The organism is Curtobacterium sp. MEB011, assembly GCF_030209655.1.
Lineage (GTDB): Bacteria > Actinomycetota > Actinomycetes > Actinomycetales > Microbacteriaceae > Curtobacterium > Curtobacterium poinsettiae.
Genome location: NZ_JARVRN010000009.1, coordinates 106,577 through 121,314, shown reverse-complemented (window position 1 = coordinate 121,314; position 14,738 = coordinate 106,577). Strand labels below are relative to the sequence as shown.

Below are 14,738 nucleotides of genomic sequence, written 5' to 3'. Positions count from 1 at the left end.
GACGTCGCGATAGCGTTGGGGTGTCCCAAGGGCTGTGACACCTGATGTATCCGTTCCACAGGAAGCAACTGACGTGCACGAACAGCGCGCGGCCACCCGTCTCGGAAACGCCGCATGAACGACCTCCTCGATCCGCTCCTCTTGTCGCGGTGGCAGTTCGGTCTGACGACCATCTACCACTTCCTCTTCGTCCCGTTGACGATCGGCATGGCGGCCGTGGTGGCCGTGTTCCAGACCGCCTGGTACCGCACCGGCCGTGCGCACTACCTGCAGCTCACGCGGTTCTTCGGGCGGATCTTCCTCATCAACTTCGCCATGGGCGTCGTGACGGGCATCGTGCAGGAGTTCCAGTTCGGCATGAACTGGTCGAACTACTCGCGCTTCGTCGGTGACGTCTTCGGCGCACCGCTCGCGCTCGAGGGCATCCTGGCGTTCTTCTTCGAGGCGGCGTTCATCGGCATCTGGATCTTCGGTTGGGACCGCCTGCCGAAGGCCCTGCACCTGGCCAGCATCTGGTGCGTCAGCGCGGGCACGATCATGTCGGCGTACTTCATCATCGCGGCGAACGCGTTCATGCAGCACCCGGTCGGCTTCGCGATGAACGAGGCCAAGGGGCGCGCCGAGCTCACCGACATCTGGGCGGTGCTCGGCAACAAGGTCGCGCTGGCCGCGTTCCCGCACACGCTCTTCGCCTGCTTCATGGTCGCCGCGGCGGTCATCATCTCGGTCGCTGCCTACCACCTGGCCCGCAACCAGAACCTCGAGACGATGATGCCGGCGCTGAAGTTCGGCATGTGGACCATGCTCGCGGCCGGGGCGCTCACCGTCCTGACCGGCGACCAGCTCGGTCTGACCATGGTCGACACGCAGCCGATGAAGATGGCGTCGGCCGAGGCGCTGTACAACACGGCCACCGGCAAGGACGCATCGTTCTCGATCTTCACGCTGGGCACCCCCGACGGCGTCCACGAGCTGTTCTCGATCCGGGTGCCGTACCTGCTGTCGTTCCTGTCGACGCACACGTTCAACGGCACGGTCGAGGGCATCAACGACCTGCAGGCGCAGTACACCCAGGTCTACGGCCCCGGCGACTACAAGCCGATCATCTGGGTCACCTACTGGTCGTTCCGCTGGATGATCGCCCTGGGCGTCGGTGCGGTCATGGTCTCGCTCGTCGGACTCTGGCTGACCCGCAAGGGCCGGTTCCCGACGCAGCGCTGGGTGTGGCGCATCGCCACCTGGACGGCGCCGCTGCCGATGGCCGCGATGATCGTCGGCTGGGTCTTCACGGAGATGGGCCGCCAGCCGTGGCTCGTGTTCGGGCTGCTCCGGACGAAGGACGGCGTCTCCCCGAACGTGACCGGACTCGAGGTCCTCATCTCGCTGCTGGTCTTCACCGCGATCTACGGCACGCTGGCCGTCGTCGAGTTCAAGCTCATCAAGAAGGTCGCGCAAGAAGGCCCCGCCGACCCGGACGAGGTCGACGAGGAGACCGGCGAGGTCAAGCACGAAGTGACGGTCTACTAGAAATGGACGCTGCCTGATGGATCTCCCCGTTCTCTGGTTCGCGATCGTCGGCGTCTTCTTCGTCGGCTACTTCGTCCTCGACGGATTCGACTTCGGTGTCGGCATGTCCCTGCCGTTCCTCGGCAAGGACGACACCGACCGTCGGGTCCTGATCAACACCATCGGCCCGGTCTGGGACCTCAACGAGACCTGGGTCATCGTGGCCGGCGCCTGCCTGTTCGCGGCGTTCCCGGAGTGGTACGCCACGATGTTCTCCGGGTTCTACCTGGCGCTGTTGCTCATCCTCGCCGCGCTCATCGCCCGAGGGGTGTCGTTCGAGTACCGGCACCAGAACAAGCACCTCGAGTGGAAGCGCCGCTTCGACCTGATGATCATCGTCGGCAGCGCCGTGCCGTCGTTCCTGTGGGGCGTCGCGTTCGGCAACGTCGTCCGTGGCATCCCGATGGACGCCGGGCACAACTACACCGGCACGTTCTTCGACCTGCTCAACCCGTTCGCCCTGCTGACCGGTGCCGCGACGCTGCTGGTGTTCTTCACCCACGGTGTCGTCTTCGTCGCGCTGAAGACCGAGGGCGAGATCCGCGAACGCGCCAAGCGCCTGGCGACCCGGGCCGGCATCGTCACGATCGTCGTCGGCGCCACGTTCCTGGTGTCGATGGCCTTCGTCCGCGCCACCCCGGCCTCGCTGGTGCTCTCCGTGGTCGCCGCCCTGGCCCTGGTGCTCGCGGTGCTCTGCAACGCCTGGGGCAAGGAGGGACGCGCCTTCACCCTGATGGCGGTCACCATCGCCGCGATCGTGCTCGCGATGTTCACGGCGATCTTCCCCGACGTGATGCCCGCTTCGAACGACGTCGCGAACAGCCTGAACGTGTACAACGCCTCGTCCGGGTCGTACACGCTGAGCGTGATGAGCTGGGTCGCGCTGATCTTCGTGCCGCTGGTCTTCGCCTACCAGGCCTGGACCTACTGGATCTTCCGCAAGCGCGTCTCCCGCGCCCAGATCACCGCGGCAGCGCACTAGGCATCCGACGATGAAGCCCCTCGACCCCCGACTCCTGCGGCTGTCCCGGACCGCGCGCGGCTTCATCGTCGCGGCCGCCGGCACGGGGGTCCTGCGCACGCTCGCGACCATCGGGATCGCGTGGGGGATCGCCGCGGCCGTCACCCTCGGGGTCGACGCCGTGCACGACGGCACGGTGCCGGCCGCGTTCGGGCAGGCACTCGCCCTGCTCGGCGGGGCGTTCGTCCTGCGGGCAGTGGCGGCGTGGGCCACCGACGACCTGGCAGCCCGCGCCGCGGCGAAGGTGAAGAGCGAGATGCGCACGACGGTGCTCGCCCGTGCCGCCGAGCGCGGTCCGTCGTGGCTCGCCGGCCGGTCGAGCGCTGGCTTCGCCACCACGCTCGGCCCCGGACTCGACGCCCTCGACGCCTACTTCGGCCGGTACCTGCCGCAGCTCGCGCTCACCGCGATCGCGACGCCGGTGCTCCTGGTCGCGATCGGCGTGGGCGACCTGACCAGCGGGCTCATCATCCTGTTCGCCCTGCCGGTGATCCCGGTCTTCATGATCCTGATCGGCCTGGCCACGCAGTCGCTGCAGCGGAAGCAGTCGGACGCCCTCGCGAAGCTGGGTGGCGCCTTCACCGAGGCGGTCGAGGGACTCGCCACGCTCAAGGTCTTCGGTCGTGCGCGCCGCCAGGTCGGTCGCATCGGGGCGGTCACCGACGAGTACCGCCGCGGCACGATCGGCGTGCTCCGGCTGTCGTTCGTGAGCGGCTTCGCGCTCGAGCTCGCCGCGAGCCTGTCCGTCGCACTGGTCGCCGTCTCGATCGGCATCCGCCTGGTGGACGGCTCGCTCGGCCTCGGCGCCGCGATGTTCGTGCTCGTCCTGGCACCCGAGGCCTTCGCCCCCATCCGCCAGGTCGGCGCCGACTTCCACGCCGCCCAGGACGGCGTCGAGGCGTCGGCCGCGGTGCTCGACGTCCTGGCGGACGACGCCGACGACGGTGACGCCCCGGCCCCGGCCCCGGGCCGCAGCATCCGGGTGCACAGCGGCGGGAGCGAGACCGACACCGACGGCGCCGAAGCCGCCACCGCCCTGGACGTCCGCGGGCTCACCGTCCGCCGCCCCGACGTCGTGATCGGGCCGTTCGACCTGCACGCCGAACCGGGCACCGTCGTCGTGCTCGCCGGCCCGAGCGGCTCCGGCAAGTCCAGCATCATCGCCGCACTCCGCGGTGTCCTGCCCCACGACGGCACCGTCACCGTGCCCGGCCAGGCCAGCGCATCCGTCGCCGAGCGCACCACCTGGGCCGACCAGCGGCCACGTCTCGTGCGCGGGACGATCGCCGAGAACGTCGCGCTCAGCGCGACCCCGGACGACGCCGACGTGCGCACCGCCCTGGGCGACGCGGGGCTGGGACTCGACCCGGGCCTCCCGGTCGGCGCCGGTGGCAGCGGACTGTCCGGTGGCCAGGCGCAGCGCGTCGCCGTCGCCCGCGCGCTGTACCGCGTACGCCGCGCCGCCACACCCCTCGTGCTGCTCGACGAGCCGACGTCCGCACTGGACGCCGAGGCCGAGGCGCGCGTCGTCGCCGCCGTCCGTGGCCTGGCGGCCGGCGGCGCCGTCGTCGTGGTCGCCAGCCACCGACCGGCGGTCGTCGCCGCGGCCGACGTCCGCGTCGACATCGCGGTCGGCGGATCCGTGACGGTCCGCAGGGGGGTGCGCGCATGAGCCGGGAGGCCCGTGGCGGCTCCGTCCTGCGGCTCGCGATGCCGCACGGGTCGGGTTGGGCGAAGGCGGTCGCCGCCGGCTCGCTCAGCGCCGTCTGCGCCGTCGCGCTCCTCGCCGCCAGTGGCTACCTGATCACGCGCGCCGCCGAGCACCCGCCGATCCTGTACCTGACGCTCGTGATGGTCGGCGTGCGTGCGTTCGCGCTGGGGCGCGCCGTGCTGCGCTACGTCGACCGGCTCGCCGGGCACGACGCCTCGTTCCGGCAACTGGCCGTGGTGCGGACCGAGATGTACCGGCGGCTCGCGTCGATCGCGCCCGCCGGGCTCGGCCGCACCGGTCGCGGAGACCTCATGACGCGCCTGGTGACCGACACCGACCGGCTGCAGGACCTGCCGATCCGCGTCGTCGGCCCGCTCGTGTCCGCCGGGGTCGTCGCGGTGCTGTCGGTCGTCGCCGTGGCGCTCGTGTCGGTGCCGGCCGCGCTCGTGCTCGTCCTCGCGCTGGCGGTCGCTGCCCTGGTCGGCACGATCGTCACCCGGTCGATCGCCGAGCGCTCGGACCGCGAGACCGCCGCCGATCGTGGTCGTGTCGCCGACCTCGTGCTCGACACCGTCCGCACGCTCGACGTCTTCGCCGCCTACGGCACGCTCGACGAACGGCTCGCGCACATCGCCCGGCTCGATGCCGGCGTCACCCGGGCCGTCCGGCGCCGCGGCACGGTCGAGTCGCTCGTCGGTGCCCTGGTCGGACTGGTCGGTGGCGGTGCGGTGATCGGGATCCTCGCCGTCGGTGCCCCTGCCGTCGTGTCGGGTGCGCTCGACGGTCCGCTCTGGGCCCTGGCGGTCTTCGTGCCGCTCGCGCTCTTCGAGGTCGTCGGGACCGTCCCGCTCGCCGTCCTGACGCTCCGCCGGGTGCGTGCTGCCGCCGACCGGGTCGAGCAGGTGGTGCCCGCCGAGGTGCCCGCCGGCATCGTCCCCGAGCCCGACGAGGACGCCGACCCGGCGTCGCTCGTGGTCGAGGGGTCGGTCACGCTCGCCGTGCAGGACCTGACCGTCCGCTGGCCCGGGGCCGCCGAGCCGGCGGTCGACGGGGTCTCGTTCACGCTCACCCCCGGCGAGGTCGTCGTCCTGCAGGGGCCGAGCGGCGCCGGCAAGTCCACGCTCGTCGACGCGCTCGTCCGGTTCGTGGAGCACGACGGCTCCTACACGCTCGACGGCGTCGAGGCGCGGACGATGCACCCGGACGCCGTGCGGGCCCGTGTCGGCCTGATCGAACAGGACCCGTTCGTGTTCGACCAGTCGGTGCGGCAGAACCTGCTCTTCGCCCGCGAGACCGCCACCGACGACGAGCTCCTCGCCGTGCTCGACCGGGTCGGCCTGGGGGACTGGGTCGTCCGACGGGGTGGGCTCGACGCCTCGGTGGGGGAACGCGGCGTGCTCGTGTCCGGCGGGCAGGCGCACCGGCTCGCCCTGGCCCGAGCACTGCTGCACGCGTTCCCGGTGCTGGTGCTCGACGAACCGACCGCCGACGTCGACCCCGACCTCGGCGACTCGGTGCTCCGCGACCTCGTCACCACCGCCCGTGCAGCGGGTCGGTCGGTCGTCATCGTGTCGCACGTCCCGGTGGCGCCGGACCTGGTCGACCGCACCCTGCGGATGCGGGACGGACGCCTGCTCGCCGGGTGAGCCGACGGGCGGACGCGGGACGGGCCTCCCGGCTTGTATCGTTGACGACCGTGACCACCGACCAGCACGCCGAGGACCCGAACGCCTACGACTTCCGTCGTATCCAGGAGAAGTGGCAGCCCCGCTGGGAAGCGCTCGGGCTCTTCACCACGGACCTCGACGACACCCGTCCGCGCAAGTACATCCTCGAGATGTTCCCGTACCCGTCCGGCGACCTGCACATGGGGCACGCCGAGAACTGGGCGCTCGGTGACTTCGTTGCGCGCTACTGGCGCCAGCAGGGCTTCAACGTGCTGCACCCGATCGGATGGGACTCGTTCGGGCTGCCCGCCGAGAACGCGGCGATCAAGCGCGGGGTGGACCCGAAGGACTGGACCTACGCGAACATCGAGCAGCAGAAGGCGTCCTTCAAGCGCTACGCGCCGTCGTTCGACTGGACCACCGAGATCCACACCTCGGACCCCGAGTACTACAAGTGGAACCAGTGGCTGTTCCTGAAGATGTACGAGAAGGGCCTGGCCTACCGCAAGGACAGCTGGGTCAACTGGGACCCGGTGGACCAGACCGTGCTCGCGAACGAGCAGGTCCTCGCCGACGGCACCTCGGACCGCTCCGGCGCCGTCGTCGTCAAGAAGAAGCTCACGCAGTGGTACTTCAAGATCACCGAGTACGCCGACCGGCTGCTCGACGACCTGAACCAGCTCGAGGGGCGGTGGCCGGCGAAGGTCATCGCGCAGCAGCGCAACTGGATCGGACGCTCGGTCGGCGCGGACGTCGACTTCGTGATCGAGGGCCGTGACGAGCCGGTCACGGTCTTCACCACCCGCCCGGACACGATCCACGGGGCCACGTTCCTGGTCGTCGCACCGGACTCCGACCTGGCGGCTGAGCTGGTCGCCGACCCGTCGGTGCCGTCCTCCGTCCGTGACGACTTCGACGCCTACCTGACGGCGACGCAGAAGACGTCCGAGATCGACCGGCAGAACGCCGACCGCCCGAAGACCGGTGTGCCGCTCGGCCGTTCCGCGGTCCACCCGCTGACGGGGGAGCGCCTGCCGATCTGGGCCGCCGACTACGTGCTCGCCGACTACGGGCACGGCGCCGTGATGGCCGTGCCCGCACACGACCAGCGCGACCTCGACTTCGCGCGGGCGTTCGACCTGCCCGTCAAGGTCGTCGTCGACACCAACGCCGCCGTCACCGGCGCGATCCCGGTCATCCCCGAGGGTGCGACGCTCGACGACTTCGACGTGCCGACCCTCGACCCGGTCGCCACCGGCGAAGCGCTGACCGGCCAGGGCCGGATGATCAACTCCGGGCCGCTCGACGGCATGTCGAAGCAGCACGCCATCACCGCGGCCATCGCCCTGCTCGAGGAGCGCGGCACCGGCCGTGCCGCCAAGACCTACCGCCTGCGCGACTGGCTCATCTCGCGCCAGCGTTTCTGGGGCACCCCGATCCCGATCATCCACGGCGCCGACGGCACGGAGCACCCGGTGCCCGAGGACCAGCTGCCGATCGTGTTGCCCGACACCGAGGGCCTCGACCTCAAGCCGAAGGGCACCTCGCCCCTCGGCGGCGCGACCGACTGGGTGAACGTCCCGAACCCCGTCGACGGCACCCCGGCCCTCCGCGACACCGACACGATGGACACCTTCGTCGACTCGTCGTGGTACTTCCTGCGGTTCCTGTCGGCGCAGGACGACACCCAGGCGTTCGACCCGGCTGCCGCGCGGCGCTGGGCCCCGGTCGACCAGTACATCGGCGGCATCGAGCACGCGATCCTGCACCTGCTCTACGCCCGCTTCGTCACGAAGGTCCTGTTCGACCTCGGGTACCTCGACTTCACCGAGCCGTTCTCGGCGCTCCTCAACCAGGGCATGGTGCTGTCCGGCGGCTCGAAGATGTCGAAGTCGAAGGGTGGCGTCTCGCTCGGTGACGAGCTCGACACGAACGGCGTCGACGCGATCCGCCTCGTGATGGGCTTCGCCGGTCCGCCCGAGGACGACATCAACTGGGAGGACGTCTCCCCGTCCGCATCGGCACGGTTCCTGGCGCGCGCGTACCGGCTGGCGCTCGACGTCACGTCGTCGCGCGACGCCGTGTGGGCCGACGGGGACCGGGCACTCCGCCAGGTCACCCACCGGTTCCTCGCCGACGCCCCCGGCATGATGGAGGCGTTCAAGTTCAACGTCGTGATCGCACGACTGATGGACCTGGTGAACGTCACCCGCAAGGCGATCGACAGCGGCCCCGGCGCCGGTGACCCCGCCGTGCGTGAGGCCGTCGAGACCATCGCCCTCGCGTTGAGCGTCTTCGCGCCCTACACCGGCGAAGAGATGTGGGAGCGGCTGGGCTACGAGGCCACCGTCGCCACGTACGGCTGGCGGAAGGCCGACCCGACGCTGCTCGTGCAGGAGACCCTGACGGCCGTCGTGCAGGTCAACGGCAAGGTGCGTGACTCGTTCGAGGTGTCGAAGTCGATCGAGGCGGACGAGCTCGAGCAGCTGGCGCGGTCCTCGGCGAACGTGCAGCGGTACATCGGCGACCGCGAGATCGTGAAGGTGATCGTCCGGGCTCCGAAGCTCGTGAACATCGCCATCAAGGGGTAGCGACCGTCGCTGGCGTCGTCCCTCACAGCAGGGGCGTTCGCGGCACCCGTCCACGGGTGTGACCTCCGGAGCCCGGCCGACCGGCCGGGCTCCGTAGCGTTCGGGGCATGTCGTCCCCGTCGCCCTCCGGACCCTGGTGGTCCCGCCTTGCGCTGTCACCACGGGCAGCCGTGGTGTTGGCGGCGGTCGTGGTGGTGGTCGCCGTCGTCGTGGTGCTCGTCGGGGCGCTGGTGTCGGGTGGCGGCGAGGGGACCGGGGGAACCGGTGGGGTCGTCGTGCGTGGGGCGCAGACGGCCGACGCGGGTGGGGAGTCAGGCGCGCCGTCACCGTCTGCCGGTGCGTCTGCCGGTGCTGCTCCGTCCGCTCCGGGTGCCGGGCGCGTCGTGGTGCACGTGCTCGGTGCGGTGCGGCGGAGCGGTGTGGTCGAGCTGCCGGCAGCGAGTCGTGTCGGTGACGCCGTCCGACGTGCCGGTGGGGCGACGGACGACGCCGACCTCGACCGCCTCAACCTGGCCCGGGTGCTGACGGACGGCGAGCGGTTGTACGTTCCGCGGGTCGGCCAGCAGGAGGTGCCCGAGGCGCTCGGACCGGTGACGGGCGGTGGCGCCGCCGGGTCAGCAGGTGACGCCGACGCCGCCACCGGGGCTGGCGAGACCGGGGCCGAGGGGTCGGTCGTCGATCTGAACACCGCCGACCAGGCCGCCCTCGAGACCCTGCCCGGCATCGGCCCCGGGCTGGCCGGACGGATCATCGCCTGGCGGGACGAGCACGGTCTGTTCGGTTCGGTCGAGGACCTGCTCGACGTCAGCGGGATCGGTGACGTGCGGTTCGCCGAGCTGCGCGATCGCGTGCGGGTCTGAGGCGCGCGTGCAGCTCGCACCGAGCGCGATCGACCTGCGGGTCGCGGCGCCCGTCGCCGTCGTGTGGATCGTGACCGCCCTTGCTCACCGGAGCGCCCCACGTCGCCCCGGTGGCCGCCGGGGTCGCCGTGCTCGTGACCGGTGTGAGCGGCATCGTGCTCCGCACGCGACGCTGCGGCGGGGCCGTGCGGGTCGTCGCCGGGCTGGTGCTCGTCGCCGGGGCGCTGGCCACGCTACTCGCGGTGTCGGTCACCGTGGGGGAGTCCCGTCGGGCTCCGGAGGGACTGCGTGCCCTCGTCGCCGGTCCGGACGCCGGGCACGTCGAGGTCGAGGCGGTGCTGTCCCGCGACCTCGTGCCGGGGGACCGCTCCGTCACCGCGACGCTCGTGCGTGCCGACGGGCTCGACGGACTCCGAGCGCCCGTCCGGCTCGTGCCCGACCTGCACGGTGACGCACCCGGTGCCGTGCTGGCGGCCGGGGCTCGGGTCACCGGGTCCGCCGCCGTGCAGCCCGACCAACCGGGATCGGCGACCGCCTTCGTGGCGTTCCTGCGCGGGACACCGTCATCGGAGCCCCCCACCGGGCTGCTCGGCGCCACCGACACCGCCCGACAGGCGTTCGTCCGGGCCACGGCCGATCTGCCGCAGCCGGGGGCGGCACTGCTGCGGGGGCTGGCGATCGGCGACCGCTCCGGCCTCGACCCGGGGACCGAGGCGGCGATGGAGACCTCGGCGCTGACGCACCTGACGGCGGTGTCCGGGGCGAACTGCGCCGTGGTGGTCGGGCTGGTGGTCGTCCTCGGCCGCGCCTGCGGGCTGCCGCGCGGGCTCCGGGCCGCGGTGGCCGTCGTGGTGCTCCTGGCGTTCGTCGTCCTGGTGCGGCCCGACCCCTCGATCGTCCGGGCGACGGTGATGGCGATCGTGGTGCTGGTCGTGCACCTCGCCGGCAGACCCGTGCGGGGCGTGCCGCTCATCGCACTCGCCGCGATCGGCATGCTCGTGGCGGACCCTTGGTTCGCGCGGTCGTTCGCGTTCGCCCTGTCCGTGCTCGCCACGAGCGGCATCGTGGTGCTCGGCCCACCGCTCACCGAGCTGCTGGCGCGTCGTGTGTGGCCGCCGGTCGCCGCCGCACTGGCGATCCCGGTGGCGGCCCAGGTGGCGTGCTGGCCCGCGACGATCCCACTGTCGGCGGCGCTCCCGACCTACGCGGTGCCGGCGAACCTGCTGGCGGAGCCGTTCGCGCCGGTCGTCACGGTGATCGGACTCGCCGCGTGCACCGTCGCACCGGTGTGGCCGGCGGGTGCCCAGGCGCTCGCGGCCGTCGCGTGGGTGCCCGCTGCTGCCGTCGGGGGCATCGCGCACGGGGCGGCCGCCCTGCCGCACGCCTCGGCGCCGTGGCCGGCCGGAGTGCTCGGCGTGGCCGCCGCCGTGCTGGTGTGCGGCTGCATCGCGACGGCCGTGCTGGTCCGGGGCCGGATCGGCTCCCGGTTGCTGCTCGCCGCAGGGTCCGTGCTCGTGGTCGGTGTCGCAGCGGTCACCGTCCCGGTGCTCGTGGTGCGCGGCTCCGTCCCCGGCGACTGGTCGGTGGCCGCGTGCGACGTCGGGCAGGGCGACGCCGTGCTGCTCCGCGGCGACGACGCCGTTGCCCTCGTGGACACCGGCGACGACGAGGAACGGCTCCTGGCGTGCCTGGACCTGCTCGGGATCAGCCGGATCGACCTGCTCGTCCTGACGCACTTCGACCGCGACCACGTCGGCGCGGTGGGAGCCGTGGCGGACACGGTCGAGACTGCCCTGGTCGGACCCGTCGGACGCGCGTCGGACGGCCGGGTGGTCGACGACCTGCGGCGCGCGGGTGTGGACGTCCGGTCCGCCGACGACCGGGTCTCCGGCACCCTCGGGCCGCTCGTCTGGCGGGTCGCCTGGCCCCTGGCCGGCAGCCGTGACGCCGGCAACGACGCGAGCATCGTGCTGGTCACCGGGCCGGCGGACGGCAGTGCCTGCGCCGTGTGTCTGACCGGGGTCTTCCTCGGTGACCTGGGGGAGTCGTCGCAACGCCGGCTCCGGAGCTCCGGGGGACTGCCGGCGGGGCCGATCGACGTCGTGAAGGTGGCGCACCACGGCTCGGCGGACCAGGACCCGCAGCTCTACCGGGGGCTCGCCGCGCGCGTCGGGCTGATCGGGGTCGGTGCGGACAACACGTACGGGCACCCGACCGCGTCGGCCCTCGACGTGCTCGATGCCGCCGGCACGCTGCCGCTCCGCACCGATCAGCGCGGAACCGTCGTGCTCGCTCGGTCCGGCACCAACGAGGTGCGGGTGTGGACGGAACGCTCGCCGTCGGCGGCCGCCCGTAGGATCGACGGTGCACCACTCGACCCGGCACCGTCCGGGCCGGCACCACCGGAAGGACCACATGGCCGCCAAGAAGCCCGCGCGCGCCGCAGCGAAGATCGACCAGGTGCCCTGGTCGGGGATCCGTCCGGCGCCGGTCGTGCTCATCACCGGGCCCGAAGCGTTCCTCGCCGACCGCGCCCGCGGTGTGCTGAAGGACCTGCTGCAGGGCGAGGACCCCGCGCTCGAGGTGCACGACCTCGAAGCCGACCAGTACGCCCCCGGGCTGCTCGCCACCCTCGCCAGCCCGTCGCTGTTCGGCGAGCCGCGACTGGTGCAGGTGACCAACGTCGAGAAGTGCACCGACGCCTTCATCACCGAGACGATCTCGTACCTGCAGGCCCCCGCCGACGACGTCACCCTGGTGCTCCGGCACGGCGGCGGCATGCGCGGCAAGAAGCTCCTCGACACGATCCGCAGCGGCGTCGGCGGCGGGGTCGAGGTGCTCTGCGACGAGCTCAAGCGCGAGACCGACCGCATCGACTTCGTGAACGCCGAGTTCCGGGCCGCACGACGCCGGATCGCCCTGTCCGCCGTCCGTACCCTGGTGACCGCGTTCGCCGACGACCTCGCCGAACTGGCCGCGGCGTGCCGGCAGCTCCTGGCGGACGAGGCCGAGGAGATCACCGACAAGGTCGTCGACAAGTACTACGGCGGCCGCGTCGAGACGAACGCGTTCAAGGTCGCCGACATCGCGCTCGCGGGTCGTTCGGCACCGGCGATCGTCGAGCTGCGACACGCCCTGGCCACCGGCGAAGCCCCCGTGCCGATCGTCGCCGCGTTCGCGAGCAAGATCCGCACGATGGCGAAGGTCAGCGCGTTCCGGGGCCCGAGTGGGCAGGCGGCCTCGGCGCTCGGCATGGCGCCGTGGCAGGTGCAGCGCGCACAGCGTGACGTCGCCGGCTGGAGCGAGTCCGGGTTGGCGAACGCGATCATCAGCATCGCCGAGGCGGACACCGCGGTGAAGGGCGGCTCGCGCGACGCGCACTACGCGCTCGAGGTCATGGTCCGCACCATCGCGCGACGCGGCGAGCCCCGCTGAGGCGAGTCGCGCCTCCCGGATTTCCCGCGCCGATCAGCCGGCGTTTCGTGAGCAGAAGGGGTCGGGTCCGCCATCGCGACCCGACCCTTTCTGCTCACGAAACGAACCCAACGCACCCCACACCGCGCACGCACCCAACGCACAGCGCCCCACGCACGACGAAGGCCCCGCACCAACGGTGCGGGGCCTTCGGACCAGAAGGGTCAGGGCGTCAGAGCGACGAGACCTTCTTCGCGATGGCCGACTTGCGGTTCGCGGCCTGGTTCTTGTGGATGACACCCTTGCTCACGGCCTTGTCGAGCTTCTTCGACGCCAGGGCCAGGGCCGCGACGGCCTTGTCCTTGTCACCGGCGGCGACGGCGTCGTTGGCACGACGGATGTGCGTCTTGAGCTCCGACTTGTACGCCTTGTTGCGCTCGGTGGCCTTGAGGTTGGTCTTGATGCGCTTGATCTGCGACTTGATGTTCGCCATGAATTGCTCCTGCTCGTCTCGTACGGGTGGGCGCGACCGCAGGGTAGAGGGGCCCTTGGTCGCATCGCGTTCCACCCGTGGGCGGGGAACGCGGAAGCCAGCCACCAACACTACCAGGCCGCGGGGCCGCCACCAAAGCACGAAACACCGCCGGATCGGCGGAAGCCCGCGGCCGACCGCGCCGAAACGCCGTGGCAACACGCAGCGGATAGCGTGACGGACATGCCCTCCCTCGCACCGCGCATCGACACCGTGCCCGCCTCCGGCATCCGGAGGGTCTTCGAGCAGGCGGCCCTGCTGCAGTCGAGCGGCACCGACGTCACGATGCTCGTGATCGGCGAGCCGGACGTCCCGGTGGCGCCGCACATCGGCGAGGCGGCCCGTCGTGCGTGGACCGAGGACCGCACCGGGTACACCCCGAACGGCGGGATCGCGCCGCTCCGCGAGGCCGTCCGCGACAAGCTCCGCCGTGAGAACCGGATCGAGGCCGACCTCGAGCAGATCTGGATGACGATCGGCGCGACGCAGGCGCTGTTCCAGGCGATGACGCTGACCCTGAGCCCGGGTGACGAGGTGCTCGTGCCGGAGCCCGGCTACACGACGTTCACGATGAACGCCCACATCATCGGGGCGACGCCGGTGCCGTACCGGCTGGAGCCGCAGCACGGGTTCGAGCCCGACCTGCCGGCCCTCGAGGCGAGCGTCACCGAACGCACCCGGGTGCTCGTCGTGAACTCGCCCTCGAACCCGCTCGGTTCGGTGTTCGGCGAAGAGACCCTCCGTGCGCTCCTCGCCTTCGCGAAGCGGCACGACCTGTGGGTGATCAGCGACGAGGTCTACGAGTACTTCACCTACGGCACCCGCCACGTTAGCCTGGCCGCACTCGACGAGGACGACCGCGTGTTCTCGGCGTTCTCGCTGAGCAAGACGTACGCGATGACCGGTGTCCGTGTCGGGTACCTCGTCACCCCGAAGGGCCTCGGCGCGACGATGCGGACCACGCAGGAAGCGATGATCAGCTGCGTCGCCGAACCCGACCAGTACGCGGCCCTCGCGGCGATCGTGGGGGACCACTCCGCGGTGCGCGACGCCCGGGAGCACTACCGCGCGAACCTCGAGGTCGCGAAGGAGACGCTCGACGCCGCGGGCATCCGGTACCTCGACCCGCGCGGGGCGTTCTACCTGTGGATCGACATGTCGCACGCCTCCGACGGCGACATCGCGGAGTGGGCGCTCGGGTTCCTGCAGCGTGCACGGGTCGCCGTCGCGCCGGGCAGCGCCTTCGGACGCTCCGGCGAGGGGTGGATCCGCGTCTGCCTCGCCGCCACCGCGGACGACCTGCGGCGCGGCCTGGGCGCGCTGCCGGCTCCGGCGCACGCGGCCGTCTGACGCGGTTCACGCGGCGGGGAGGCCCG

The 14,738-nt window shown here is 71.8% G+C and carries 10 protein-coding genes and 1 pseudogene; 9 read left to right on the top strand and 2 right to left on the bottom strand.

Features of this window, described 5'->3' with window-relative positions; all coding sequences use genetic code 11:
• The first annotated feature begins 114 nt into the window (after positions 1-114).
• The 6 genes from QRN30_RS12185 (at position 115) to QRN30_RS12160 (ending at position 9,416) form a co-directional block, all read left to right on the top strand.
• Positions 115-1,527, top strand: coding sequence for a cytochrome ubiquinol oxidase subunit I (locus QRN30_RS12185; protein WP_017886654.1), 1,413 nt, complete (start codon positions 115-117; stop codon positions 1,525-1,527).
• A 16-nt stretch (positions 1,528-1,543) separates the two neighbouring features.
• Entirely contained in the window at positions 1,544-2,548 is a 1,005-nt protein-coding gene (cydB, locus tag QRN30_RS12180; RefSeq protein WP_017886655.1) for a cytochrome d ubiquinol oxidase subunit II, read from the top strand.
• Positions 2,549-2,558: 10 nt separating this feature from the next.
• Positions 2,559-4,259, top strand: a complete 1,701-nt coding sequence (gene cydD, locus QRN30_RS12175) for a thiol reductant ABC exporter subunit CydD (RefSeq protein ID WP_284761144.1) — start codon at positions 2,559-2,561, stop codon at positions 4,257-4,259.
• Entirely contained in the window at positions 4,256-5,944 is a 1,689-nt protein-coding gene (cydC, locus tag QRN30_RS12170) for a thiol reductant ABC exporter subunit CydC (RefSeq protein WP_284761143.1), read from the top strand. The genes cydD and cydC overlap by 4 nt, the downstream gene beginning before the upstream one ends.
• A gap of 50 nt (positions 5,945-5,994) precedes the next feature.
• Entirely contained in the window at positions 5,995-8,556 is a 2,562-nt protein-coding gene (leuS, locus tag QRN30_RS12165; protein WP_284761142.1) for a leucine--tRNA ligase, read from the top strand.
• 107 nt (positions 8,557-8,663) lie between these two features.
• Positions 8,664-9,416: a ComEA family DNA-binding protein gene (locus QRN30_RS12160; protein WP_042540177.1), complete on the top strand. Its 753-nt coding sequence runs from the start codon at positions 8,664-8,666 to the stop codon at positions 9,414-9,416.
• A gap of 233 nt (positions 9,417-9,649) precedes the next feature.
• Here the strand turns inward: QRN30_RS12160 and QRN30_RS12155 are convergent, their stop codons facing one another.
• Positions 9,650-9,934, bottom strand: a complete 285-nt coding sequence (locus tag QRN30_RS12155; protein WP_284761141.1) for a hypothetical protein — start codon at positions 9,932-9,934, stop codon at positions 9,650-9,652.
• 201 nt (positions 9,935-10,135) lie between these two features.
• Between QRN30_RS12155 and QRN30_RS17655 the strand changes: the two are divergent.
• Both QRN30_RS17655 and holA read left to right on the top strand, forming a co-directional pair.
• Positions 10,136-11,530, top strand: a pseudogene (locus tag QRN30_RS17655) (ComEC/Rec2 family competence protein); the annotation flags it as partial.
• Positions 11,531-11,831: 301 nt separating this feature from the next.
• Positions 11,832-12,851 carry a DNA polymerase III subunit delta gene (gene holA / locus QRN30_RS12145; protein ID WP_214563136.1) on the top strand — a complete coding sequence of 340 codons (1,020 nt, stop codon included), beginning with the start codon at positions 11,832-11,834 and terminating at the stop codon, positions 12,849-12,851.
• A gap of 211 nt (positions 12,852-13,062) precedes the next feature.
• On the opposite strand, the gene rpsT is transcribed toward holA, so the two are convergent.
• Positions 13,063-13,323, bottom strand: coding sequence for a 30S ribosomal protein S20 (rpsT, locus tag QRN30_RS12140; protein WP_017886662.1), 261 nt, complete (start codon positions 13,321-13,323; stop codon positions 13,063-13,065).
• Positions 13,324-13,545: 222 nt separating this feature from the next.
• Here rpsT and QRN30_RS12135 point away from each other — a divergent pair, with 222 nt between their 5' ends.
• On the top strand, positions 13,546-14,712 hold the full coding sequence (locus tag QRN30_RS12135; protein ID WP_274007238.1) for a pyridoxal phosphate-dependent aminotransferase: 1,167 nt from the start codon (positions 13,546-13,548) through the stop codon (positions 14,710-14,712).
• Positions 14,713-14,738: the final 26 nt, after the last annotated feature.